This window comes from Streptomyces sp. RLB3-17 (genome assembly GCF_007113425.2).
Classification (GTDB): Bacteria; Actinomycetota; Actinomycetes; order Streptomycetales; family Streptomycetaceae; genus Streptomyces; species Streptomyces mirabilis_D.
The window spans coordinates 9,691,755-9,715,211 of record NZ_CP041610.2; the positions used below are offsets into that span (position 1 = coordinate 9,691,755).

A 23,457-nucleotide genomic window follows, 5' to 3' on the forward strand; every position below is an offset into this window, starting at 1 on the left:
GCTGCGGCAGACCTGCGTACTTCAAGGAGTCGATCCACCATGGCGAGCGACGCGCCGACCGCCCACGCCCATGTATCCGATCTCGACTGGCTGATGAGCGGCCTCGTACAGCGCGTACCGCACACGACCAGCGCGGTACTCCTCTCCTGCGACGGACTCGTGAAGTCGGTCCACGGACTCGACCCGGACAGCGCCGACCACATGGCGGCGCTCGCCTCCGGCCTCTACTCGCTCGGCCGCAGCGCGGGCGTGCGCTTCGGCGACGGCGGTGACGTACGCCAGGTCGTCGTCGAACTCGACTCGACCCTGCTGTTCGTCTCCACCGCGGGCTCCGGCACCTGTCTCGCCGTGCTCGCCGGACGGGAGGCCGACGCGGCGGTGCTCGGCTACGAGATGGCGATGCTGGTCAAGAGCGTCCGTCCGTATCTGATGACCGCGCCCCGGCAGGCCGCCGTGGAACCGCCTGCGATGAGGCCTTGAGCGTGGCCGCGGCCGGCGACGGGCCCTGGCTCGACGACGCGGCCGGACGGCTGGTGCGCCCCTACACGGTCAGCAACGGCCGGACCCGGCCGACCACCGCCCTCGACCTGCTGTCGCAGGTGATGGCCACCGGGGCAACACCTCTGGGCTACCTGGGCCCCGAGCACACCCAGGCACTCGAACTGTGCCGGGCGCCCGTCTCGGTCGCGGAGATCGCCGCACACCTGAAGCTGCCCGCGGCGGTCACCAAGGTGCTGCTCTCCGACCTCGTCGACTGCGGGGCACTGACCACCAAGCCGCCCGAGTTCCACCACAACCCCACTGACCGGTCTCTTCTGGAGGCAGTGCTCGATGGACTACGACGACAGCTCTGACCCCTTCCCCACCGCGCTGAAGATCCTGGTGGCCGGAGGGTTCGGGGTCGGCAAGACGACCTTCGTGGGCGCGGTGAGCGAGATCGCGCCGCTCAGCACGGAGGAGCTGCTCACCACGGTCAGCGCCGCGACCGACAATCTCGACGGCGTCGAGAACAAGGTCGAGACCACCGTGGCGATGGACTTCGGCCGCATCACCCTCGATCCGGAACACGTCCTGTACCTGTTCGGCACACCCGGGCAGCAGCGGTTCTGGTTCATGTGGGACGAGCTGTCCGAGGGCGCGCTCGGCGCGGTGATCCTCGCCGACACCCGTCGCCTGGAGGACTGTTTCGCGGCCGTCGACTTCTTCGAGCAGCGCGGTCTCGGCTTCATCGTCGCCGTCAACGAGTTCGACGGTGCCTACCGCTACGACCCCGAGGAGGTGCGCGCGGCCATCGACCTCGACCCCGAGATCCCCATCGTGCGCTGTGACGCCCGGATCTCCAGTTCGGGCGTGCAGACCCTGCTCACCCTGGTCCGCCACCTCCTCGCCCACGCGCCGACGCACGCACCCATCCGCTGAGCCCGCACCCGGCGTACGCCTTCGACCGCTGAGCCGGCACCCGACCCACGTCCCCCGCCACGGAGCCCACACCATGACGCCCGCCCCACACCAGGGAGCCCGTAGATGAGTTACGACCCGCCGCGCCCGGCCGGTCGTCTGCTGCTGACCCCGGAGGACAAGGACGCCCCCGCCAGGGTCAGCCGGCTGCGCCGACTGGGCCTGGGAGAGCACACGGAACCCGCCTTCGACGCCTTCGCGGACCGGCTCGCCGAGGTCGCCGCGGTGCCGTACTCGATGGTCAACTTCATCGACGAGAACCGGCAGTTCTTCGCGGGCCTGCACACCCCGGACGGAAACGTCGCGGTCACCCGGCCGCTCCCGGCCGCCCCGGACGGCACCGCGAAGGTCGTCGGGCGCTACATGACCCGCGACTACGGGTTCTGCCCCCACGTGGTGGTCCGCCGCAGGGCGCTGGTCCTGGAAGACGTCTGCGACTACCCGCGTTTCGCCGGCAATCCGGTCGTCGACGAGATCGGCGTCCGTTCCTACCTGGGGGCCCCGCTCATCGACCGCACGGGCATCGCCCTCGGCACGATCTGCGTCGTCGACCTCGAACCGCGCCCGTGGGGGAAGGCCGGCCTGGAGACCATCAAGTCGATGGCGGCGGAACTGGTCGAGCAGATCGAGCGCAGGGCGGACACCGGGGGGATCTGACGCGCGCGGCCGGAGGCGTGAAGGAAAGCTGCGGCCGCGCTTAAGAAATCCTCGATGGACCAACGGCGCACCCGTGCGGCAGATTTCTCCGGGAAATCACCCCTCTCCCCGGTACGGGCGTCTTCGGCGTGCCCTGCTCCGGGATCTCACCACGGGAGCCACACCTTGAAGGCGCTGGTCAAGGAGAAGGCGGAGCCCGGGCTCTGGCTGACGGACGTCCCGGAACCGGAGATCGGCCCGGGCGACGTACTGATCAAGGTCCTCAGGACCGGGATCTGCGGCACCGACCTGCACATCCGCAACTGGGACGGCTGGGCGCAGCAGGCCATCCGCACGCCGCTCGTCCTCGGCCACGAGTTCGTCGGAGAGGTCGTCGAGACCGGCCGCGACGTCGCCGACATCAAGGCGGGCGACCGCGTGAGCGGCGAGGGGCACCTCGTGTGCGGCAAGTGCCGCAACTGCCTGGCCGGACGCCGCCACCTGTGCCGCGCCACGGTCGGCCTGGGCGTCGGCCGCGACGGCGCGTTCGCCGAGTACGTGGCCCTGCCCGCCGCCAACGTGTGGGTGCACCGGGTCCCGGTCGACCTCGACGTCGCCGCGATCTTCGACCCGTTCGGCAACGCCGTGCACACGGCGCTGTCCTTCCCCCTGGTCGGCGAGGACGTCCTCATCACGGGCGCGGGCCCGATCGGTCTGATGGCCGCGGCCGTGGCCCGGCACGCGGGTGCCCGCAACGTCGTCATCACCGACGTCAGCGAGGAGCGCCTCGACCTCGCCCGCAAGATCGGCGCCAGCCTCGCGCTGAACGTCGCGGAGTCGACCATCGCCGACGGGCAGCGCGCCCTCGGCCTGCGCGAGGGCTTCGACATCGGCCTGGAGATGTCCGGCCGCCCCGAGGCGATGCGCGACATGATCGCCAACATGACGCACGGCGGCCGGATCGCGATGCTCGGCCTGCCCGCCGAGGAGTTCCCGGTCGACTGGTCCCGGATCGTCACCTCCATGATCACGATCAAGGGCATCTACGGCCGTGAGATGTTCGAGACCTGGTACGCGATGTCCGTCCTCCTCGAAGGCGGCCTCGACCTCGCGCCGGTCATCACCGGCCGCTACGGCTACCGCGACTACGAGGCGGCCTTCGCGGACGCCGCGAGCGGCCGCGGCGGCAAGGTCATCCTCGACTGGAGCGCGTGAGCGTCCGCAAGAGCCACTCCGAACCGCGTAACCCCCTAGGAGCCCCTCCATGTTCGACTCCGTGCGCGACGACCTCCGCGCCACCCTCGACGAGATCCGCGCCGCCGGTCTGCACAAGCCCGAGCGCGTCATCGGCACCCCGCAGTCCGCGACCGTGAGCGTCACCGCGGGCGGCCGGCCCGGCGAGGTCCTCAACTTCTGCGCGAACAACTACCTCGGCCTCGCCGACCACCCCGAGGTCGTCGCCGCCGCCCACGCGGCCCTCGACCGCTGGGGCTACGGCATGGCGTCCGTCCGCTTCATCTGCGGTACGCAGGAGGTGCACAAGGAGCTGGAGGCGCGTCTGTCCGCGTTCCTCGGCCAGGAGGACACGATCCTCTACTCCTCCTGCTTCGACGCCAACGGCGGCGTCTTCGAGACCCTCCTCGGCGCCGAGGACGCGGTCATCTCCGACGCCCTCAACCACGCCTCGATCATCGACGGCATCCGCCTCTCCAAGGCGCGCCGCTTCCGGTACGCCAACCGTGACATGGCCGACCTGGAGGCCCAGCTCAAGGAGGCGTCCGACGCGCGCCGCCGGCTGATCGTCACCGACGGCGTCTTCTCGATGGACGGCTATGTCGCGCCCCTGAAGGAGATCTGCGACCTCGCCGACCGCTACGACGCGATGGTCATGGTCGACGACTCGCACGCCGTCGGCTTCGTCGGCCCCGGCGGCCGCGGCACCCCCGAGCTGCACGGTGTCATGGACCGCGTCGACATCATCACCGGCACCCTCGGCAAGGCACTCGGCGGCGCCTCCGGCGGCTATGTCGCCGCCCGCGCCGAGATCGTGGCGCTGCTGCGCCAGCGCTCGCGCCCGTACCTCTTCTCGAACACGCTCGCCCCGGTGATCGCGGCGGCCTCCCTGAAGGTGCTCGACCTGCTGGAGTCGGCCGACGACCTGCGCATCCGCCTCGCCGAGAACACCGCGCTGTTCCGTTCCCGGATGACCGCGGAGGGCTTCGACATCCTCCCCGGCGACCACGCGATCGCCCCCGTCATGATCGGCGACGCGTCCGTCGCCGGGCGCATGGCCGAGCTCCTCCTGGAGCGCGGCGTCTACGTGATCGGCTTCTCCTACCCGGTCGTCCCGCAGGGCCAGGCCCGGATCCGGGTCCAGCTCTCGGCCGCGCACTCGACGCAGGACGTGAACCGGGCGGTCGACGCGTTCGTGTCGGCCCGCGCGGAGCTCGAGGGCTGAAAGACGCCTGTGACCTGAGAGAATCGGTCGCATGATCGAAGCGCGGCGGCTCCACATCCTCCGTGCGGTGGCCGACCACCGCACGGTCACGGCGGCGGCCGCCGCGCTCTATCTCACCCCCTCGGCCGTCTCCCAGCAGCTGACCGCGCTGGAGCAGGAGACCGGCCACCGGCTCGTCGAGCGCGGCGCCAAGGGCGTACGGCTGACTCCGGCCGGCGAGATCCTGCTCAGCCACACCAACGAGGTGCTGGCCCAACTGGAGCGTGCCGAGGCGGAGTTGGCCGCGTACAGCGCGGGCTCGGCGGGCACGGTCACCGTCGCCTCCTTCGCGACCGGCATCGGCCTGGTGGTGGCCCCCGCGCTAGCCCGGCTCGCCCGCACGGCACCCGGCATCCACGTCCGTGTCCAGGACGCCGAGGGCGACGCCAGTCTGCCGATGGTGCTCGACCGGCTGGTCGACATCGCGGTCGCCGTCGAGTACCGGGGCGCCCCGGACGCGGACGATCCGCGCCTGACCCCCGTAGCCCTGTACGCCGAGCCCTTCGACGCGGTCGTCCCGCTCGGCCACCGGCTCGCCGACGCCGCCGAGGTCCCGCTCGCCGAGCTGGCCAAGGACCCGTGGATCGGCCCGTACCCCGGCAACCCCTGCCACGACGTGGTCGTCCTGGCCTGCGAGAACGCCGGATTCCAACCCCGTCTCGAACACTCCTCCGACGACTTCCGGGCCGTCGTCGCCCTCGCCTCGGCCGACGCGGGTGTGGCCCTGGTGCCCCGCTCCGCCCTGCGCGGCATGGACCTCACGGGCGTGCAGGTCCGACCGGTCGACGGCGTCGCGCCCACGCGCCGGGTCTTCGCGGCCGTACGCCGGGGCGCGGAGGGACATCCGCTGATCCGTCCGGTGCTGGATGCGCTGGCGGAGGCCGCGACGGTGGACTGAGGGGAGTGGGCGGACGGGAGTGGTCGGCGGGGCATCCTGGTTCCATATCTGGGATAACATCCCGAATATGGGAAACGATGGGGAGCTCGATGTCGTCGATGTCCGGCTCGGGGCCCGGCTGGCCGAGCTGCGCTCCGAACGTGGCTGGTCCCTGGGGGAGTTGGCGGAGCGCAGCGGGGTCAGCCGCTCCACGCTTTCCCGTGCCGAGCGGGCCGAGATCAGCCCCACGGCCTCACTCCTGAACCGGCTGTGCGCCGTGTACGGACGCACCATGTCGCAGTTGCTCAGCGAGGTCGAGGCGGAGCCCGTTCCGGTGGTGCGGGCGGCCGACCAGACGGTCTGGGCCGACGAGGCCTCCGGATTCGTACGACGATCGGTGTCACCGCCGCACGCCGGGCTGCGCGGCGAACTGGTCGAGGGGCGGCTCGGGGCCGGCGCCGACCTCGCCTACGACCGGCCGCCCGTGCCCGGCCTGGAGCAGCACATCTGGGTCCTCGACGGAACGCTGGAGGTGACCGCGCAGGACGTCGAACACCGGCTCGACGCCGGGGACTGTCTGCGGCTGCGGGTGTGGGGGCCCACCCGCTTCCGGTGTCCCGGCCCCGAGGACGTACGGTACGCGCTGGCGGTGGTGCTGCCGTGACCACCGTCTCCCGGCTGGACGCCCGGCGACTTCGCGCCTCGGTGGGCGAGCTGGCCGAGCTGCTGATCGACACCGTGGACGGCGGGGCCTCGATCGGCTTCCTCGCCCCGTTGGAGCGGGCGACCGCCGTCGCCTGGTGGGAGGAGCGCGTGGACGCGGTGTCGGCCGGACGCCTCGCTGTGTGGGTGGCGCACACCGCGGACCGGATCCTGGGCACCGTCAGCCTCGTCTTCCCCGACAAACCCAACAGCCGCCACCGCGCCGAGCTGGTGAAACTGATGGTGCACCGCGACGGCCGCGGACAGGGCCTCGGCCGGGGCCTTTTGACCACCGCAGAGCACGCGGCCGTCACCGCCGGAATCACCCTCCTGCACCTGGACACCGAGACCGACAGCCCCGCCGAGTCCCTCTACCGCTCCGCCGGCTGGACCCGGCTCGGGGCGATACCCGACTACGCGGCGACGCCGTCGGGCGAGCTGCGCCCGACGACGATCTTCTACAAGCGGGTGGGAGCGACGGTCCCCGGCTCGTGAGGAGCCGCCGCTCCCGGCCGCGGCTACAGCAGGGAGGTCAGGTGGCGCAACTCCTTCACGAGAGGCGGCCGGGGGAGCGGGACGATGCCGATCTCCGGGTGGTGCGGGCGGGCGATGTGCGGGTGGACGTGGTCGATGAACGCCGGATTGACCACCGGCGCGGTGACGCGGGCGCCGCACATGTAGGTGGGTTCGAAGTGCTCGCGCACCAGTTGGGTGCGCCAGTGGTCGGCGTCGTGGTACTCACCGCTGTGGGCGTGTTCGAGGAACAGGCAGTACTCGGCGACCTGGTGGCCGACCCCGGCCGCGAAACGCCACCAGAAGCGCGCCCCGCTGCTGTCGCCCGCCACGTGCAGCAGACACGCGAAGACCAGGGCGCCGGTCTTGTCCGCGTACTGGCTGTCGATGAACTCGCTCAGATGACGGTCGGCGTCCGGCCCGAACAACACCAGCAGGCTCACGGCGTTCAGGTCCCACCAGGCGCGGTCCGCGTCCGGGGTGCGGTCGTCCTCGGGGGTGGTCCACACGGCTCGCACGAACGCGGCATCGGGGTTGCGCGGGCGGTGCCGGGCCGCCTGACGGCTGCGCAGACGGGCTTCGGCGGCCGCGAGGTCGTAGTCGGCGTAACGATCCTGCGTACGCGCTTTGGCCAACAGTTCGTCGATGGTGCGGCGGTCGGACGGCAGGGTGCTCATCAGGGGTTCTTCCCGTCGGAGTGCTCCGGGCAGCGGAGTTTGAGCAGGGTGGCGAGGCGCCGCCGACCGGTACGGAGCTGGGAGCGGACGGTGGCCTCCTCGTTGCCCATGAGTACGGCGGCTTCGGCGGCCGTGAAACCTATGCCGTAGTAGAGGAGGATCGCGTCCCGCTGCCGCTCGCTCAGGGAGCCGACCGCGACGTACAGGGCGATGGCGTCGGTCAGCGTGTCGTACGGATCCCCGGCCGGATCGGCGAGCGCCGCCTCGAAGGCGGCGATCTCCATCAGCTCCGGGCGGCGCCGGCGCTTGCGGTGCATGTCGATGATGCGGCGCTTGAGGATCGTCCAGGCGTAGCCCTCCAGGTTCTCCATCCGCAGCATTCGCGGCCAGCGGTCCATGACCTGGTCGAAGGTCAGGTCCACGGCCTCCTCCGCGTCGGCGTCGGAGCCGAGCTGGAGATAGGCGTAGCGCATGTAGTCCTGGCGGCGCTGATGGTGGAAACCCCAGTACGCCATCTGCACGGTGGGGTCCCACTGGTCGATGGGTACCGCCCGCGGTGCGCCGACGGCCCCGCCGGTCTCCTCCGGCCCGCCGTCGCCGTTCACGGGACGTCCCGGGTCGACTCGGCGGAGCGGGACGGGGCGCGGGTGCCGGTCAGTCCGGTGATGCCGATCCGTACGCCGGCCGTCAGGAGCCGACGGCAGCCACGGACGACGTCCGGGCCGAACACCCTCATGCCAAGCGCGATCTCGAACAACCACGCGGCAGCGCTCTGCTGCACGGGGTCCTCCCCTGTACCTGTGCTGATCGAAGATGCCGTGTCCCCACCCCGGCACCAGAGGCACCATCCGCCTCCACCCATGAAGCGTCCGGGGCGACCCGAACGTGCAGCCGGTGCTCGAAAAATATTACGGTCAGTATCGATCCGATCGCAGCTGGTTCAATCATCGACCATCTCGGGCGGGGGCCGGGAGTGACCGAACCCGCCGACCGCTGTCGATGTCAGTGCCTTTGGCTACCGTGCCTCTCATGCCGGATGCCGACGACGTACGCCGTACCGCCCTCTCCCTACCGGACACCACGGAGAAGATCGCCTGGAGCATGCCCACCTTCCGGGTCGCGGGGAAGATGTTCGCCACGCTGCCCGAGGAGGAGACGTCCATCGCGGTGCGCTGCCCGAAGGAGGAGCGCGACGAACTCGTCCTGGCGGAGCCCGGCAAGTTCTGGATCGCCGACCACGAGGCGGGCTTCGCCTGGGTCAGGGTCCGGCTCGCCGCCCTGGAGGACGGCGACGAACTCCGCGACATCCTGGCCGACTCCTGGCGCCAGGCGGCTCCGCCCCGGTTGCTCGACGCCCACCCGGAGCTGGGACTTCCGAAGGCCGACTGACACGCGGGGCCGCACGGGCGGGGGCGGACTCAGGGGCGCGGTCGGTCCGAGGCGCTCAGGAAGCCGCCGATCCGCTCCCGCAGGGATCCCGCGTCGAGGCCGTGCGCGGTCAGGTGCTCGTCGAGGGTTCCGTACCGGCGCAGCTCACGCCGACGGACGCCGAGGCCGAGGACACGGTGGGGTACGTCGGCGAGCGCGTCGCCCGCGGCGGTCGTGGACGTACCGGCCAGATACGGCTCGACGAGGACGACGTCGGTGCCCGCCGCCTCCGTCGCGCGGCGCAGGGTCTGCCCGTCGAAGGGCCTCACGGTGGCCGCGTACAGGACGGTGACGTCGAGTCCCTCCGTGGCGGCGAGTGCGGCGTCGAGCATCGGCCCGACGGCGACGACGACCCCTGCGTGCCCCTCCCGGACGGTACGGAAGCGGGCCCCGTCGACCGGCAGGCCCTGCGCGTTGGACTGCACGGACAACCGCACGTACACCTTGTCGTCCCCGGCGGCGACGGCCTGTCGCAGCAGCTGCTCGGCCTCGTCCGGATGGCCGGGAACGTGCACGGTCCAGCCGTCCAGCGTGTCGAGCAGGGCCACGTCGCCGGGTGCCATGTGAGTGAAGCCTCCGGCGGGCCAGTCGAAGGACGCGGCCGCGCTCACCAGCACCGCGCCCACGTCCTGGTGTCCGAGGTCCAGCTTGACCTGTTCGAACGGCCGCTCGACGAGGAAGCTGGCGAAGGTGTGCACGACGGGTCGCAGACCGGTCAGCGCCAGGCCCGCGCCCGCCCCGACCAGGAGCTGTTCGCGGATACCGACGTTGATCACCCGATCGGGATGCCTGCGTCGGGCTTCCGTGAAACCGTCCTTGCCGATCTCGGCGAGGACGACCGCGACCCGAGGGTCCTCGTCGAGCAGCCGCGTCATGACGGGGGCGAAACGATCACGCATGGTGTCCATGGAAGGGGGGCCTTTCGGGGGGTACGGGATGAGGAGAGGGGAGCGTCCGGAGCCGCAGACGCCTTAGGCGCCTCAGGCGCCTCGGGTGTCTCAGGCGGACTTGGGCTCGACCCGGGCGACCACCACGTGCGGGCGACCCGGGTGGGGCGCGGTGAAGGCGGCGTACAGCGCCTCGTGGTCACGGCCGTCGACCGTCAGGGCGGACCAGCCCGCGGCCTCGAACCGGGCGGCGATACCGCCGGGCCGGGCATGGCTGGCGGAGGAGTTGTCGATCACCACGGTGTGCAGCCGGTCGAGACCGGCCGGCCCGGCGTACGCGATCGCCTCGTGGTTGCTGCCCTCGTCCAGCTCCGCGTCGCCGATCAGCACCCACACCCGGGGCTCGCCCAGCCCCTGCGCGCGCAGGCCCAGCGCGGTGCCGACAGCGATCGGCAGCCCGTGCCCCAGCGACCCGCTGCCGATCTCGGCGCCGGGTACCAGCACCCGGTCCGGGTGGTGTCCGAGCGGTGAGTCGTACGCGCCGAAGTCCGGCAGCCAGTCCACGGGCACGAAGCCCTTGGCCGCGAGCACCGCGTAGTACGCCATGGGCCCGTGCCCCTTGGAGAGCAGGAACCGGTCCCGCTCCGGATCGTCCATCCGCTCGGGCCCGACCCGCAGCACCCGGTCGTAGAGCACCCACAGCGCGTCCAGCGTGGACGTCGCCGCGGGTCCGTGCTTCTCGTCGCCGGTCATCAGCCCCATCAGGCGGGGCAGGTCCTGGTACCGGTGGTGGCGTTCCGCCTCGATGATCGTCATGCCGACGATCGTGCAACCTCAATCAAACTTCAGGTCAAGCGCCGTCTCGAAGTCTTCTCCCGCGTGGCCCTGTCCCCCCCCGGCGCCCCGGTCGGCCCCGAATAAACGGATGCGCGACCATCGCCCAGAGTGCGGTATTGTTTCCGTGCGCGTTCGGCCAGGGGAAACCCCAGGTCAGGCGGGCAACGGGACGTGGCGCAGCTTGGTAGCGCACTTGACTGGGGGTCAAGGGGTCGCAGGTTCAAATCCTGTCGTCCCGACCAGCTTCACAGCAGGTCGGAGGCCGTCTTCTCGGCGATGAGAAGACGGCTTTGTCGTATCCGCTGCTTCACGGACCTCCAGGAGTTACCAGGTGACGGGCAGCTCGTAGATGCCGTACGCCTGTGAGTCCTCCTTGAACTTCAGCTCCGAGACGTCGACCGCGAGCCGCAGGGTCGGCACCCGACGGAACAGCGTGCTGAACACGATGTGGAGTTCGATACGGGCCAGCTGTTGCCCGATGCACTGGTGCGGGCCCCAGCTGAAGGCGACATGGTGCGCCGCCCGGCGGGCGAGGTCGAGCTTCTCGGGCTCGGGGAACGCCAGTGGATCCCAGTTGGCGGCCGGCAGGGCCGCGATGACGCCCTCGCCGGCGCGGATGGTCTCGCCGTCGATCTCGATGTCCTCGACAACGGCTCGTCGTGCGAGCAGGTGCGGGATGGTGAGGTAGCGCAACAGTTCCTCGACGGCGTTCGCCACGAACTTCGGGTCGTCGCAGTTCTCGCGCAGGGCCGCGAGCTGGTCGGGGTTCTGGAGCAGCAGGGCTGTGCCCAGAGTGATCATGTTGGCGCTGGTGTCGTGGCCGGCGACGAGCAGGATGTGCCCCAGGGGAGCGGCCTCCGCCAGGCTGAGATCGCCCTCCTTGACGCGCGCGCCGAGGTCGGACAGGACGTCCTCGGCGGGGTCGTCCATCTTGGCCTCGATGAGCCCGGAGATGTAGCGGCGCAGCTCCCTCGTCGTCTCGGCGGCCTCTTGGGGCGACTTGAACCGCGCGTTGGTGACGCCTGCGTGCTCCTGGAAGAACTCGTGGTCCTCGTAGGGCACTCCGAGCAGCTCACAGATCATCAGTGACGGCAGAGGCAGGGACAGGGCCGTGTTGAGGTCGGTGGGGTTGGGCCCCGCCAGCATCTTGTCGATGAGGTCGTCGGTGATCTGCTGGATCGCCGGGCGGAGCTTCTCCATGCGGTGGCGGGTGAACGAGCTCGTCAGCATCCGGCGCCACCGGGAGTGTTCGGCGCCGTCGGTGTTGTTGATCGACGGCTGCATCTCGGCGGCGTGCGCCTTCATGGCCTCCGTGGTGTGCGGGTATCCCGGCCCGCCGATGTCGGCGCTCACCCGCGGGTCGGCGAGGATCTCGCGCAGCGCGGCATGGCGGGTGACGACCCATGGGGTGCTGCCGTCCCATGTCCTCGCACGAACGACGGACTTGCCCGAGTCGTGCAGGTCGAGCAGTCCCGGCGGCGGCGCGAAGGGGCACTGGGCCGATCGGGGCGACGGGTACTCCGGGGTTGCCTCGGCCGTCTCGGTGCCGGCCACGTTCTCGGTCACGGTGCCTCAATCCTCTCGTCTTCTTCGCGGGCGGTGAAAGAGCCGCGCGATTCCTCCAGCCCGATGTGGTGCACCACGCCGATGCTTGCCGGAACCATACTTCGACCGATCGGTACAATCAATGCTCTCGACGTCGACTTTGTTCGGTGCGAAGCTCGCGCGACGGGTGGTTCGCTACTGATGTTCCGTTTGTGGCAGTCCGGTTGGGAGGGTTTGTCGACGCTATGTCCATGAGGTCGGCCGCACGGACGAAGTGCGTGGGAGCGGGTTGACTCGGCCGGCCTGGGGGGCGTAATGAATTAGCCCTGATTTATCAACCGGTCGGTCTACTTGATAGCGCGAACCGAATGGGGGCGCGCTCTGATCCGGACTGTGAAATACCCCGTCCCGTCCCGCGCGGCCCCCGTGCTCGCCCGCCAGGTCAGGCCGCCTGACCGACCTCGGCCTCGTCGAGGCGCTTGGTCCTGGGGATCAGGAGAACGAGCAGCGCGCCCAGGGCGCAGCATCCGACGACCAGCCAGAGCCCGTTCGTGAAGCCGGTGTCGAGGTAGAACTGGGTGCCCTTGAGGATCCTCCCGTGCTGCGCCATCACGACGAAGGCCAGTTGGGAGACGACGATCTGCGCGACGCCCTGTCCGAGGGTCTGGACGCCGTTGGCCAACGCCTGTTCCTCGGGGGTGACCACCTCGATGATCATGATGGGCACGACGGCGACGACCATGCCCGTGCCCAGCCCCGCGATCAGGCCCATCTCCACGATCTGCGCGGCGTTGTGGTGCAGGTGGGTGCCGATGCCGTAACCGAGCACCGTGAGCGCGGAGCCGGTACCCAGGAGAATCCGTGCGTCCACCCGGCGGACGAGCAGACCGGTGCCGACGGCCGCCACGATGATCATGGCGCTGATCGGGCTGGTGACCACGGCGTTCCGGGTCCCGGACCAGCCCAGGCCCTCGGAGATGGTGGGGATCTTCGGCATCAGTACCAGCATCTGCATCACCACGCCCACGGCGCTGAGTGAGCCGGCTGCCACGGAGGTGGCCAGCAGGACGGTCCACACCGGACGACGCCGTGTCATGGACGGCGGGAACAGGGGGTCGGCGACCCGGCGCTCGACGAGTACGAAGGCGACCAGCGTGATCAGCGCCCCGGCGATGTAGGCGGCGAACTCGGCGCTGCCCCAGCCCCACTGCGATCCCTGGCCGACGGCGTAGACGATCGCCGTGATCCCTCCGCCGAGAAGGAGTCCGCCGATCCAGTCCATCCGTCCGCCCGCCTCACGGACCGGGCTCTCCGGTACGAAGGCGGCCACCAGCACGAAGCTCGCGGCGGTACTGATGGCCATGAACCACAGCACGCCGCGGAATCCGTAACCGTCCAGGAGCCAGCCGGCCAGGAACGGCCCGCCGAAGGCGACGAGGCCGACCCCGCCGGCCAGGAGCCCGCTGGCGAGTCCCACCCAGCGGCGGGGGAACACGTCCCGGGTGATCGCGTAGGCGATCGGGGCGGTTGCCGCGTAGACGCCCGCGATGCCGCGCCCGATCAGCAGCGTGCGGTAGTCGGTGGCGAAGGCGGCGACCAGGTCGCCGACGAAGCCGAGACCGGTGGCGACGAGCAGGACGCGCTTCTTGCCGAAGAGGGCCGCGGCCTTGACCGCGAAGGGCAGGAAGAAGGTCCCGGTCAGCAGGGTCATCAGGGTGAACCAGGCGATGTCCGTGGTCCGGAAGTGGATCGCGATGTCGGCCTGTGCGACGCCGGACAACGCGGCGACGAGCGCGACCAGTTGGACGGTCCACACGAGCGCGACGACGACGAGCACGTTGCGCGTGGTGGAGCGGGATCTCTCGTGGGCCTGCGGGGGAGAGGTTCGGGTCTGGGACATCTGCGGCCTTCCAGGGGTGAGCGGAGATCCGGAGAGTGGCTCTGGGCCGGGCGGCGTGGGGGACGTCCAGTGCGAGAGCGGCGACCGGTAAAATAGACCTAACGGTCGGTACAATCAATGAGCTGCGCAGAAAAAGACCGCGTGGAAGAGACGCCCGGGCCCATCGAGGCCGGGGTGATCGGGCCGCTCGACTCAGGGGCACACGCCTGTTCGGTCGGGTCGCGCAGGCGTGCGACGTGCGCCGTTGGCCGATAAAAACGCTTGGACCGGGCGGGAGCCGTCGCGGGACACTGCGATTCCTGGCCCGCCGAACTCGCACGTGGGTGTCGCCGCGGGCCCGTCGTCGTACCCCGCCCGTCGGAGGACGACCCGAGCGAACGCGCTCACTCGAAACCGCAGTTCCACACGGCCACTGAGGCAACGGAATCTCCCCGGAGAAGCACGCGGCAGGCTGCCGCACGACCACACAGGGTTGGGATGGGATCGCCTGAATCGCGCGAGGGTTCACCGAGCAAGGGCTCGGTGCTCCTCGCCCTTCGCTATTACGGACGGGAGTTGGCCCGGCTCCGACGGCTGACCGCCCCCGCGATGCTGCTGCCGGCGCTCGGCAACATCGGCATCAACTACATCGCGCCTCTGATCGTCGCGAAGCTCGTCGGCCGGATCGCCGGCGACGCCGGTATCTCCATCGGCTCGACGCTGCCGTACGTCCTCGGCTTCGCCGGCGTCCTGCTGCTCGCGGAGATGCTGTGGCGCCTCGGCCTGCACTGCCTGAACCGTCTCGACGCCCTCGGTATCGAGCAGTTGTACGTCATCGGCATGGACGAGCTGTTCGCCAAGGACGCCGCGTTCTTCCACGACAACTTCGCCGGGTCCCTGACCAAGCGGGTGCTGAGCTTCGCCTCCCGCTTCGAGGAGTTCGTCGACACGATGACGTTCCAGGTCGTGGGCAGCTTCGTGCCGCTGGTGTTCGGGGCGGTGGTGCTGTGGCGCTACGAACCGCTGCTCGTCGTCGGGCTCCTGGCGATGATCGCGTTGACGGCGCTGTGCGTGTTGCCCCTCATCCGCCGCCGTCAGGCGCTCGTCGATCAGCGCGAGGAGGCGATCGCCCGGGTGTCGGGCCATGTCGCCGACAGTCTGATGAACATGGACACGGTCCGGGCGTTCGCCGCCGAGGAGCGTGAGGCCGCCGAGCACCGGTCCCGTGTCGCGGCCTCGCGGCGGCTCATGCTGAGGTCGTGGGACTACGGCAACCTGCGCATCGACACACTGGTCGCGCCGATGTCCGTGCTGACCAACGCGCTGGGCCTGCTGCTCGCGGTCGCGCTCGGCGGAGGCAGCCACGGCGTGGAGGCGGTCGTGGTCGCCTTCACGTACTACAGCAACGCGACGCGGATCATGTTCGAGTTCAACCAGATCTACCGCCGCCTGGAGAGCTCGATGACGGAGGCCGCGCAGTTCACCGAACTGCTGCTGAAGCCGCCGACCGTGCTCGACCCGAAGACGCCGGAAGCGCTGCTGTCCCGGGCCGCCGACGTCCGCTTCGAACAGGTGACCTTCGCCCACGCGGGCGCGCGGCCGCTCTTCGAGGGACTCGACCTGGCGGTGCCCAGCGGGGCGAAGATCGGTCTCGTCGGCCGGTCCGGCGGGGGCAAGACCACGCTGGCCCGGCTGCTGCTGAGGATGACGGACATCGACTCCGGCCGCATCCTGATCGGAGGGCAGGACATCAGCAGGCTGCGCCAGGCAGACCTGCGCGGACTGATGGCCTACGTGCCGCAGGACCCGGCGATGTTCCACCGCACACTGCGGGACAACATCGCCTTCGCCCGGCCGGACGCCACCGAGGCCGAGATCCGCCGCGCGGCCGAGGCGGCGCATGTCACGGAGTTCGCCGACGCGCTGCCGGACGGCTTCGACACCATGGTGGGCGAGCGCGGGGTCAAGCTGTCCGGCGGGCAGCGCCAGCGGGTCGCACTCGCCAGGGCGATCCTGCGCGACGCACCGATCCTGCTGCTCGACGAGGCGACCAGCGCGCTGGACTCCGAGAGCGAGATCCTCGTACAAGAGGCGCTGTGGCGGCTCATGGAGGGCCGGACGGCGCTCGTCGTGGCGCACCGACTGAGCACGGTCGCCACCATGGACCGGCTCGTCGTCCTCGACCGCGGACGCATCATCGAGCAGGGCACGCATCAGGAACTGCTCGCGTCGGAAGGCGCCTACGCGAAGCTGTGGCAGCACCAATCGGGCGGTTTCCTCGACGACAGCGAGGAGCCGGCCGACCTGCACTGAACGCGAACCCGGCGAGCGTCGGGTCCCCCCGCGCCCGCTCGGCGGGACCCGCTCCCCGATGTCCACTCCGGGCACCGATTGACGAAAGCCGCAGAGCCCCCTTTTCGGATGTCGTTGAGAGTCTGACTACTCATCAATGTTCGCAAGTACTCCTCATATTGACGGTCCGTCATGAGTTGGGGCGATGATACGATCGCCGCACTTGCCGAGCGGGCTATGGGCACAAAACGACTCTTCCGGCCAAACGACTCTTCTGGCCACCTGTGCGGCCCGGACGGTAAACCCTGCGCAGTGGGCTGCCGGCCCGCCGCGCTGACGGAATTCAGTAGCTGGCTGTCAGTCGCTTGAAGAGAGTCTTATGACGCAATACATGCAGGACCCGGCTCTCTGGGCTCTTATCGCTGGTACTCCGCTTGCAGCTACCGCCATTATTCGCGGAAAGCGGTCTGCGCGGAGTTTAAGGCAGGGAAATCAAGAACTCAGGGATCACTACGCTGAGCTTGAGAATCAATATTCGGCCTCGGTGAAGAAGGCTCAGGAGCAAGCCGAAGAAGCAACGAGAACCGCGCTCAAATCGGCGATGCGGACGCTTCAGGGTCTCGCCGCCGAACAGCAGTTGGCCATTTCCAAACTGCAGAGCAAGTATGGCGAGTCGGTGATTCTCCAGGACCTCCTGGAAATCGACCACATGAACTCGCAGTTCGGGCGGCGCGCCCAGTCCATCGCGGTGCTCTGCGAAGGCTGGCTGGGACGGCAGCGTGACGTCGCGTCGGTGTACGACGTGGTCCGCAGCGCGCAGGGCAGGATCCGGCACTTCCAGCGGGTCGAAATTCTTTCGCAGGTCGATTTCGCGGTCACCAACCGGGCTGTCGAACCGGTGGCGCTGGCCCTTGCCGAACTGCTCGACAACGCCACGAGCTACTCGGCACCGGAAACCAGTGTCGAGATCAATGTCCGTGCCGTACCCAAGGGCATCTGCATCGTCGTCGACGACGCCGGTGTCGGCATGAACGAGGAGGAGAAGGCCCGAGCGGCGAAACTCCTTTCGAGTGAGCGGGCCTCGGGTGTCTCCGGGCTCGGCAATCCTCCGCAGTTCGGATTCGCCGTGATCGGTGTGCTCTGTGAGCGCTACGGCTTCACGGTGTCCGTCGACTCGACGTCTCCCTACGGGGGCGTGCGAGCGGTGGTCCTGCTGCCGGACGAGCTGCTCACCAGCATGCCGCAACCAAAGGAGCGAGCACAGACTGTGAGCACTGTTCCCTCGCTGAACCCGAGCGGCCCGGAACCCGCCGCGGCCGTGTCCACGACCGCCGACGGTCTTCCCAAGCGCCGCCGCAGGCGGGCCATGGCCATCGTGCCGCCGACCGAAACCACGGGCGCCCCCATGACCACGGGCACCCCGATCCGCTCCGAAGAGGAGACCGCCTCGATCATGGGTGCCTTCCAGCGCGGCACGCAGTCCGGTCGAGCCGCGCTCCCGGAGCCTGCGGGCCGCACGAGCAACGCACATGACGCAAGCAGCGAAGGGCATGAGGTTTCGTGAACAACGATCTGTCATGGATGCTTGACGGCGTCCTGGAGATTCCCGGGGCTCTGCACGCGGTCCTGGTCTCCGCCGACGGGCTCTTGATGGCGTCCTCGAAGGGCGTCGGAAGGGACCACGCGGACACCGTCGCCGCCGCGATGAGCGGTGTGCAGTCACTGAGCCGCTCGATCGGGTTCTTCTGCGACGGGTCCGATCTGAAGTGGCGGCAGACGCTCGTCGAGTTCGACGGTGGCTGGGTCTTCCTGATCTCCGCCGGTGACGGCGCGTACCTCGCGGTCTCGGCCTCTCCCGACGTCGAGATGGGGGAGATCACCTTCCGCATGCAGCAGCTCGTCGGCCAGCTGGGCAAGGCGCTGACGACTCCGCCGCGCGAGAACATCGGCGCACGCCAGTGACCGATTCCGAGCGGCAGGAGCCCGAGGCCGCGGAGTTAGTGCGGCCGTACGTCATCACCAATGGCCGGGACCTCCCCGACGGCGACCAGTTCTCCCTGATCACGCTGGTCACGGCGGCCGCCGACCATCAGCAGCGGCCGGCCCGGCTCTCCCCGGAGGAACAGAGCCTGCTGGAGATGTGCTCCGGCGGCTACCTCTCGGTCGCCGAGATCGCGGGACACCTGCGCCTGCCCATGGGCGTGGTGAAGATCCTTCTCAATGCCCTCGCCGAAGGCGGTTACCTCATCACGCGCGCGCCGGTGGCGCGCGCCCGCCTGGTCGACGAGCAGATTCTTCAGGAGGTGCTGGATGGTCTCCGGGCCCGTTTTGGATGAGAAGGCGTACGTCCGCGGTGGAGCGGCGCAGACCGCCGTGAAGATCCTGATCGTCGGGCACTTCGCGGTGGGCAAGACCACCTTCGTCGGGACGATGTCGGAGATTCCTCCGCTGTCCACGGAGGAGACGATGACACAGGCCGGCGAGGAGATCGACGACCTCAAGGGCGTCCGCGGCAAGACCACCACCACGGTGGCCATGGACTTCGGACGCCTCACGATCAGTGATCACGTCGTGCTGTACCTGTTCGGTACGCCGGGCCAGCAGCGGTTCGTGCAGATGTGGGAGGACATGGCGCGCGGCGCTCTCGGGGCGCTCGTGCTGGTCGACCCCGAGCGGCTGGCGGACTCCTTCGCCGTCATCGACCTGATCGAGCAGTACGGACTCGCCTACGCCATTGCCGTGAACCACTTCGACGGCACGCCCATTCGTGGCGAGGAGGCGCTGCGTGAGGCGCTGGACCTGCTCCCCGACACCCCGGTCGTCACCTGCGACGCTCGCGACGAGAACTCATCAGCAAGCGCCCTGATCACCCTCGTTCACTATTTGCAGGACCGTGCCCGCTAGGAGCAAGCATGAACACTGAATCCACCGCCCCCGTGCCACCACCCGGCTGCCCGGCTCATGCCACGGGTGAGCCGGTGCCGTTGCACGGGGCGGAGTTCGCGGCCGATCCGCAAGCCTATTACGAGTACATGCGTCACTACGGGCCGACCGCTCCGGTCGAACTCGCCCCCGGTGTCGAAGCGACCCTGGTCACGGATTACTCGGCGGCGCTCCAACTGCTGCAGAACGCGGGTGCCTTCCGGAAGGACTCGCGCCGCTGGCGGGATTTCAACGAAGGTGAGATCAGTCCGGACAGTCCGGTGCTTCCGCTTCTGGTGTACCGGCCCAACGCCATGTTCAGTGACGGGGCCGACCACATGCGGCTGCGGCAGGCCATCACGGACAGCTTCGCGCGTGTCGATTCGCATTGGCTGAGCCAGAGCGCCGAGCGGGTCTCCAATTACCTCATCGCCCAGTTCCACACCCGTGGCTCGGCCGATCTGCTCAACGACTACGCCAAGCTGCTGCCGCTTTTCGTGTTCAACGAACTCTTCGGCTGCCCCGCGGAGATCGGCGACCGGGTCCTCTTCGGTATATCCGGCATTTTCGACGGTGTGAATGCCGAGAAGGCGAACGAGGTACTGGGTCAGGCCGTGGGCGAGCTGGTGGCCCTCAAGCGGTCCCGGCCCGGCGACGACGTCACCTCCTGGCTGATGCAGCATCAGGCGCGCCTGACCAACGAGGAGATGGCCCACCAGCTCGTCCTGCTCCTGGGCGCCGGCGCGGAGCCGCTGCGCAACCTCATCTCCAACACCCTGCACCTGCTGCTGACCAACGACCGTTACGCGGCGGGCGGGTTGATCGAAGAGGCCATCGACACCACGCTGTGGAAGAACCCGCCCATGGCGAACTACGCGCCGCACTACCCGGCGGCCGACATGGAGTTCGGGGGACAGAAGCTGGCGGCGGGCGACCTCGTGCTGGTCAGCTTCGCGGCCGCCAACACCGACCCGGCGCTCGCGGCGTCCCGGCACGCCTCGAGCAACCGCTCCCACCTGGCGTGGAGCGCGGGACCGCACGCCTGCCCGGCCAAGGACCCCGCCCGGCTCATCACCGTGACGGCCATCGAGAACCTCTTCAACCGGCTGCCCGACGTCGAACTGGCCGTACCCGAGGACAGTCTGACCTGGCGTCCGGGTCCCTTCAACCGGGCGCTGGCCGCGCTTCCGGCCCGTTTCACCCCCGTACGGGCCGCCCGGCAGCCCGACCCGCAGCACCGCCCGGAGACCACGGCGCGCAGCGACCAGGGAGGTGCGCAGGGCCGGCAGGAGCGCGGCGGGCTGTGGAGTTCGTTCCTGTCCTGGTGGAAGGCGTGAGATACGCAACAGCCGCCAACATCCTCGCACTGCATCAATATTCAACCGGAGGGGTAGGGAAGAGCGCGGCAATCGTGTTGATCACAAGTTAAGGAGGTGTCGTGGAGCCCTCGACCACCGACGCCACTTCAGCACAGCACTCCGCAGCCATGCTCCGCCCCCGACGACAGACCTCCCAAGGGAGTTTCGACCCCCGCGCCATACCCGTCGCGCCACACGTGCCGGATGGCGAGATACCCGCCCCCTCAGGCGGGTATCTTTTTGCCCTCCTTCCCGGGCCCACCCGCCGGGAGGGCCGATGATCACCTCCCGTACAGGGGGTGGACCGGTCACGGCCACGCAACCGCTCGGCGGTTACGTTTCCGACCAGTTACTCCGACTGTGCCAAGCCATGGGTCTCGAACCGTCCGACGGCGAGATCTACGCGCGTGTCCTGACCGACTGTCTCGGTCCTGTCGCGGAGCGTCCGTTGGACGAACCGCCGTCCTACCCGAGTTTCCTGTCCGACGACCACACGCCGGTGGAGTACTCACTCGCCTTCGTGCCGGACGGGCCACCGACCCTGCGCGTGCTGCTGGAACCGGGGTACGGCGCCGAAGGCCTGGCGGAGAACGGGCGCGTCGGACTGGGTGTGGTCCGGGCCATGGCCGAGCGCTGGGGCTTCGCCACCGACCAACTCGACCGGCTGGAGGACCTGTTCTTCCCGCCGGACCCCGAGGGCCCGCTGGCGCTGTGGCTGGCCCTGGAGTTGCGGCCCGGCGGAGTCCCCAAGGTCAAGGTCTATCTGAACCCGGCGGCGTCCGGGGCGGACCGGGCCGCCGAGACGGTGCGTGAGGCACTGGACAGGCTCGGCCACCGGCAGGCGTTCGCCGCGCTGCCCCGGGCCGACGGCTATCCGTTCCTCGCCCTCGACCTCGGGGACTGGGAGACACCCCGGGTGAAGGTCTACGTCACCCATCGGAACCTGGCCGCCGCCGACGTGGGTGAACTGCCCCGCACGGACCCCGGGCCACGGCCCGAGACCGTACGGGAGTTCCTGCGGGTCGCGGCGGGTCTCGACAGCTCGCCGCGGCACTCCGGCGCCGGGAACGGCGTACGGCTGGAGGGGCGCCCCGTGCTCTCCTGCCACTCCTTCACGGAGTCCGGGACCGGCCTGCCGAGCGGCTTCACCCTCCACGTACCGGTCAGGGACTACGTCCGGCACGACGGGGAGGCCTATGCGCGAGCGGTGGCCGTGCTGCGCCGACACGGCATGGACACCGCGGCGCTCGACCGGTCGCTTGCCACCGTCACCTCACGGCTGCTGCACGACGGCGTGGGGCTCATCGCCTATCTGGCGCTGGTGTACGAGCGTGGCAGACCGCCCCGTGTGACCGCGTACATCTCCTCGGAGGCGTACGCGGTACGGCCGCCGCTGCCGGCCCAGCCGTCCCATCAGACGTTCTCCCCCCATCGCGCGGCGGGTACCGAGCCGCGCGAGACCCTCCACTCAGTAGGAAACGGAAAGGCAGGAGCAGAAATCAGAATGGAGCCGTACCGGATCAAGGTCGTCGAACCCATCCCGCTCACGACCCCCCAGCAGCGCAAGGCGGCACTCGAACGAGTGCACTACAACCTGTTCGATCTGCGCGCGGAAGAGGTGACCATCGATCTGCTGAGCGACTCGGGGACCGGTGCGCTGTCCTCGGCGCAGCTCGCCGTGGGCATGGCCGGTGACGAGTCCTACGCGGGCTCGCGATCCTTCTACCGTTTCCGGGACACGGTGGCGGAACTGACCGGCTTCAGCCACATCCTGCCGGCCCACCAGGGGCGTGCGGCGGAACGACTCCTGTTCTCCAACCTCCTCAAGCCCGGCGACACCGTCCTGTCCAACACGCACTTCGACACCACCCGCGCCAATGTGGAGCTGGCGGGCTGTGTGGCCCGCGACCTGCCCTGCGCCGAGGCGCGGAACCTGGACAGCTCGGAGCCCTTCAAGGGGAACATCGACCTCGAGGCCCTGGAGCGGGGGCTGACCGAGACGACCGGCTCGCGTGTCGCCGCGGTGGTCATGACCATCACCAACAACGGCGGTGGCGGTCAGCCCGTCTCCATGGAGAACCTGAAGCGAACGTCCGAACTCTGCCGCCGGCACGGTGTCCCCCTGATCCTGGACGCCGCCCGGTTCGCCGAGAACGCCTGGCTGGTCACCCGGCACGAGGCGGCCTACAAGGACCGCACCCCGCGCCAGGTCGCCGAAGAAGCGTTCCGTCTGGCCGACGGCTGTGTGATGAGCGCCAAGAAGGACGGCATCGTCCACATCGGCGGCTTCATCGGACTGAACGATTCGGAACTCGCCCAGAAGTGCGAGCTCCTCCTCATCGCCACCGAGGGGTTCCCCACCTACGGGGGTCTGGCCGGACGCGACCTCGACATGATCGCCCAGGGTCTCCAGGAGGTGACCGAACCTTCCTACCTCGCGGAGCGGGCGGAGAGCGCCGACCACCTGGCCCAGCGGGTCCGCGCCGCCGGCGTGGACATACTGGAGCCGCCCGGTCTGCACGCCATCTATCTCAACGCGGGCCGGCTGCTGCCCCACATACCGCCCCACCAGTACCCCGGCCACGCTCTCGCCTGCCGGCTCTACCTGGAGGGCGGCATCCGGTCGGCCGAACTGGGGTCGCTGTACCTCGGCGAGGAGGACGAGGACGGAAACCCGGTCAAGAGCCCGCCGTACGAGCTGGTGAGGCTGGCGTTGCCGCGGCGCGTCTACACGCGCAGCCACTACGACCACGTCGGCAGAACCCTGGAGACCATCGCCAAGAACGCGGAGTCCGTGCACGGCTACCGGATCGTGGAACAGTCCCCGATCCTGCGGCACTTCCGCGCCAAGCTCCAGCCGGTGACCGTCTAGCGGGCGGGGAAACGCCGTCCTGAGGCCGCTGCCCGGTCACGTCGTCAACGACGTGACCGGGCAGCGGTTCGTCGGCG

General features: G+C 69.5%; 24 protein-coding genes and 1 tRNA gene. 18 read left to right on the forward strand and 7 right to left on the reverse strand.

What is annotated here, in order from left to right; translation table 11 throughout:
• Window positions 1-39: 39 nt before the first annotated feature.
• The 9 genes from FNV62_RS43555 (at window position 40) to FNV62_RS43595 (ending at window position 6,665) form a co-directional block, all read left to right on the forward strand.
• A complete protein-coding gene (locus tag FNV62_RS43555) occupies window positions 40-480 on the forward strand; it encodes a roadblock/LC7 domain-containing protein (protein WP_060894670.1) in 441 nt (146 codons plus the stop codon).
• Window positions 481-482: 2 nt separating this feature from the next.
• Window positions 483-854, forward strand: a complete 372-nt coding sequence (locus tag FNV62_RS43560) for a DUF742 domain-containing protein (RefSeq protein ID WP_054232708.1) — start codon at window positions 483-485, stop codon at window positions 852-854.
• On the forward strand, window positions 832-1,419 hold the full coding sequence (locus tag FNV62_RS43565; RefSeq protein ID WP_054232707.1) for a GTP-binding protein: 588 nt from the start codon (window positions 832-834) through the stop codon (window positions 1,417-1,419). Before FNV62_RS43560 ends, FNV62_RS43565 begins: the two co-directional genes overlap by 23 nt.
• Before the next feature lie 105 nt (window positions 1,420-1,524).
• Window positions 1,525-2,115, forward strand: coding sequence for a GAF domain-containing protein (locus FNV62_RS43570; RefSeq protein WP_143603781.1), 591 nt, complete (start codon window positions 1,525-1,527; stop codon window positions 2,113-2,115).
• Between the two features lie 165 nt (window positions 2,116-2,280).
• Window positions 2,281-3,309 carry an L-threonine 3-dehydrogenase gene (tdh, locus tag FNV62_RS43575; RefSeq protein WP_054232705.1) on the forward strand — a complete coding sequence of 343 codons (1,029 nt, stop codon included), beginning with the start codon at window positions 2,281-2,283 and terminating at the stop codon, window positions 3,307-3,309.
• A gap of 49 nt (window positions 3,310-3,358) precedes the next feature.
• Window positions 3,359-4,552 (forward strand): glycine C-acetyltransferase, encoded by a 1,194-nt coding sequence (locus FNV62_RS43580; RefSeq protein ID WP_097287312.1) that lies wholly within the window; start codon window positions 3,359-3,361, stop codon window positions 4,550-4,552.
• A 31-nt stretch (window positions 4,553-4,583) separates the two neighbouring features.
• Window positions 4,584-5,489: a LysR family transcriptional regulator gene (locus FNV62_RS43585; protein ID WP_054232703.1), complete on the forward strand. Its 906-nt coding sequence runs from the start codon at window positions 4,584-4,586 to the stop codon at window positions 5,487-5,489.
• A 67-nt stretch (window positions 5,490-5,556) separates the two neighbouring features.
• The gene (locus FNV62_RS43590; RefSeq protein WP_054232702.1) at window positions 5,557-6,132 is read left to right on the forward strand and encodes a helix-turn-helix domain-containing protein; all 576 of its coding nucleotides are present in this window, start codon (window positions 5,557-5,559) and stop codon (window positions 6,130-6,132) included.
• Window positions 6,129-6,665 carry a GNAT family N-acetyltransferase gene (locus FNV62_RS43595; protein WP_205523188.1) on the forward strand — a complete coding sequence of 179 codons (537 nt, stop codon included), beginning with the start codon at window positions 6,129-6,131 and terminating at the stop codon, window positions 6,663-6,665. The genes FNV62_RS43590 and FNV62_RS43595 overlap by 4 nt, the downstream gene beginning before the upstream one ends.
• Before the next feature lie 23 nt (window positions 6,666-6,688).
• On the opposite strand, the gene FNV62_RS43600 is transcribed toward FNV62_RS43595, so the two are convergent.
• From FNV62_RS43600 to FNV62_RS43610, 3 genes are read right to left on the reverse strand one after another with little or no spacing between them, the layout of a single operon-like run.
• The gene (locus FNV62_RS43600; protein ID WP_097287316.1) at window positions 6,689-7,360 is read right to left on the reverse strand and encodes a hypothetical protein; all 672 of its coding nucleotides are present in this window, start codon (window positions 7,358-7,360) and stop codon (window positions 6,689-6,691) included.
• Window positions 7,360-7,965, reverse strand: coding sequence for an RNA polymerase sigma factor (locus FNV62_RS43605; protein ID WP_143610048.1), 606 nt, complete (start codon window positions 7,963-7,965; stop codon window positions 7,360-7,362). Before FNV62_RS43605 ends, FNV62_RS43600 begins: the two co-directional genes overlap by 1 nt.
• Entirely contained in the window at window positions 7,962-8,141 is a 180-nt protein-coding gene (locus tag FNV62_RS43610; RefSeq protein WP_054232698.1) for a hypothetical protein, read from the reverse strand. Before FNV62_RS43610 ends, FNV62_RS43605 begins: the two co-directional genes overlap by 4 nt.
• 248 nt (window positions 8,142-8,389) lie before the next feature.
• On the opposite strand from FNV62_RS43610, the gene FNV62_RS43615 reads away from it, so the two are divergent.
• A complete protein-coding gene (locus FNV62_RS43615) occupies window positions 8,390-8,749 on the forward strand; it encodes an MmcQ/YjbR family DNA-binding protein (RefSeq protein WP_054232697.1) in 360 nt (119 codons plus the stop codon).
• Between the two features lie 29 nt (window positions 8,750-8,778).
• Here the strand turns inward: FNV62_RS43615 and FNV62_RS43620 are convergent, their stop codons facing one another.
• Both FNV62_RS43620 and FNV62_RS43625 read right to left on the reverse strand, forming a co-directional pair.
• The gene (locus FNV62_RS43620) at window positions 8,779-9,696 is read right to left on the reverse strand and encodes a transketolase family protein (protein ID WP_097287319.1); all 918 of its coding nucleotides are present in this window, start codon (window positions 9,694-9,696) and stop codon (window positions 8,779-8,781) included.
• A 90-nt stretch (window positions 9,697-9,786) separates the two neighbouring features.
• Window positions 9,787-10,491, reverse strand: coding sequence for a transketolase (locus FNV62_RS43625; RefSeq protein WP_097287320.1), 705 nt, complete (start codon window positions 10,489-10,491; stop codon window positions 9,787-9,789).
• A 186-nt stretch (window positions 10,492-10,677) separates the two neighbouring features.
• Between FNV62_RS43625 and FNV62_RS43630 the strand changes: the two genes are divergently transcribed.
• A tRNA-Pro gene (locus tag FNV62_RS43630) sits at window positions 10,678-10,754 on the forward strand.
• Between the two features lie 82 nt (window positions 10,755-10,836).
• On the opposite strand, the gene FNV62_RS43635 is transcribed toward FNV62_RS43630, so the two are convergent.
• Window positions 10,837-12,078, reverse strand: a complete 1,242-nt coding sequence (locus tag FNV62_RS43635) for a cytochrome P450 (RefSeq protein ID WP_164404954.1) — start codon at window positions 12,076-12,078, stop codon at window positions 10,837-10,839.
• A gap of 421 nt (window positions 12,079-12,499) precedes the next feature.
• The gene (locus FNV62_RS43640) at window positions 12,500-13,957 is read right to left on the reverse strand and encodes an MFS transporter (RefSeq protein ID WP_143610051.1); all 1,458 of its coding nucleotides are present in this window, start codon (window positions 13,955-13,957) and stop codon (window positions 12,500-12,502) included.
• A gap of 477 nt (window positions 13,958-14,434) precedes the next feature.
• On the opposite strand from FNV62_RS43640, the gene FNV62_RS43645 reads away from it, so the two are divergent.
• From FNV62_RS43645 to FNV62_RS43675, 7 genes are all read left to right on the forward strand, one after another.
• Entirely contained in the window at window positions 14,435-16,249 is a 1,815-nt protein-coding gene (locus tag FNV62_RS43645; RefSeq protein WP_097287322.1) for an ABC transporter ATP-binding protein, read from the forward strand.
• Between the two features lie 358 nt (window positions 16,250-16,607).
• Window positions 16,608-17,792: a sensor histidine kinase gene (locus FNV62_RS43650; protein ID WP_054232693.1), complete on the forward strand. Its 1,185-nt coding sequence runs from the start codon at window positions 16,608-16,610 to the stop codon at window positions 17,790-17,792.
• Window positions 17,789-18,190, forward strand: coding sequence for a roadblock/LC7 domain-containing protein (locus tag FNV62_RS43655; RefSeq protein ID WP_054232692.1), 402 nt, complete (start codon window positions 17,789-17,791; stop codon window positions 18,188-18,190). Before FNV62_RS43650 ends, FNV62_RS43655 begins: the two co-directional genes overlap by 4 nt.
• Window positions 18,187-18,564: a DUF742 domain-containing protein gene (locus tag FNV62_RS43660; protein ID WP_054232691.1), complete on the forward strand. Its 378-nt coding sequence runs from the start codon at window positions 18,187-18,189 to the stop codon at window positions 18,562-18,564. Before FNV62_RS43655 ends, FNV62_RS43660 begins: the two co-directional genes overlap by 4 nt.
• Window positions 18,539-19,132 (forward strand): GTP-binding protein, encoded by a 594-nt coding sequence (locus tag FNV62_RS43665; RefSeq protein ID WP_054232690.1) that lies wholly within the window; start codon window positions 18,539-18,541, stop codon window positions 19,130-19,132. Before FNV62_RS43660 ends, FNV62_RS43665 begins: the two co-directional genes overlap by 26 nt.
• Before the next feature lie 8 nt (window positions 19,133-19,140).
• Window positions 19,141-20,487, forward strand: a complete 1,347-nt coding sequence (locus FNV62_RS43670) for a cytochrome P450 (protein WP_060894659.1) — start codon at window positions 19,141-19,143, stop codon at window positions 20,485-20,487.
• 391 nt (window positions 20,488-20,878) lie between these two features.
• Entirely contained in the window at window positions 20,879-23,380 is a 2,502-nt protein-coding gene (locus tag FNV62_RS43675; RefSeq protein WP_225900596.1) for a tryptophanase, read from the forward strand.
• Window positions 23,381-23,457 lie beyond the last annotated feature (77 nt).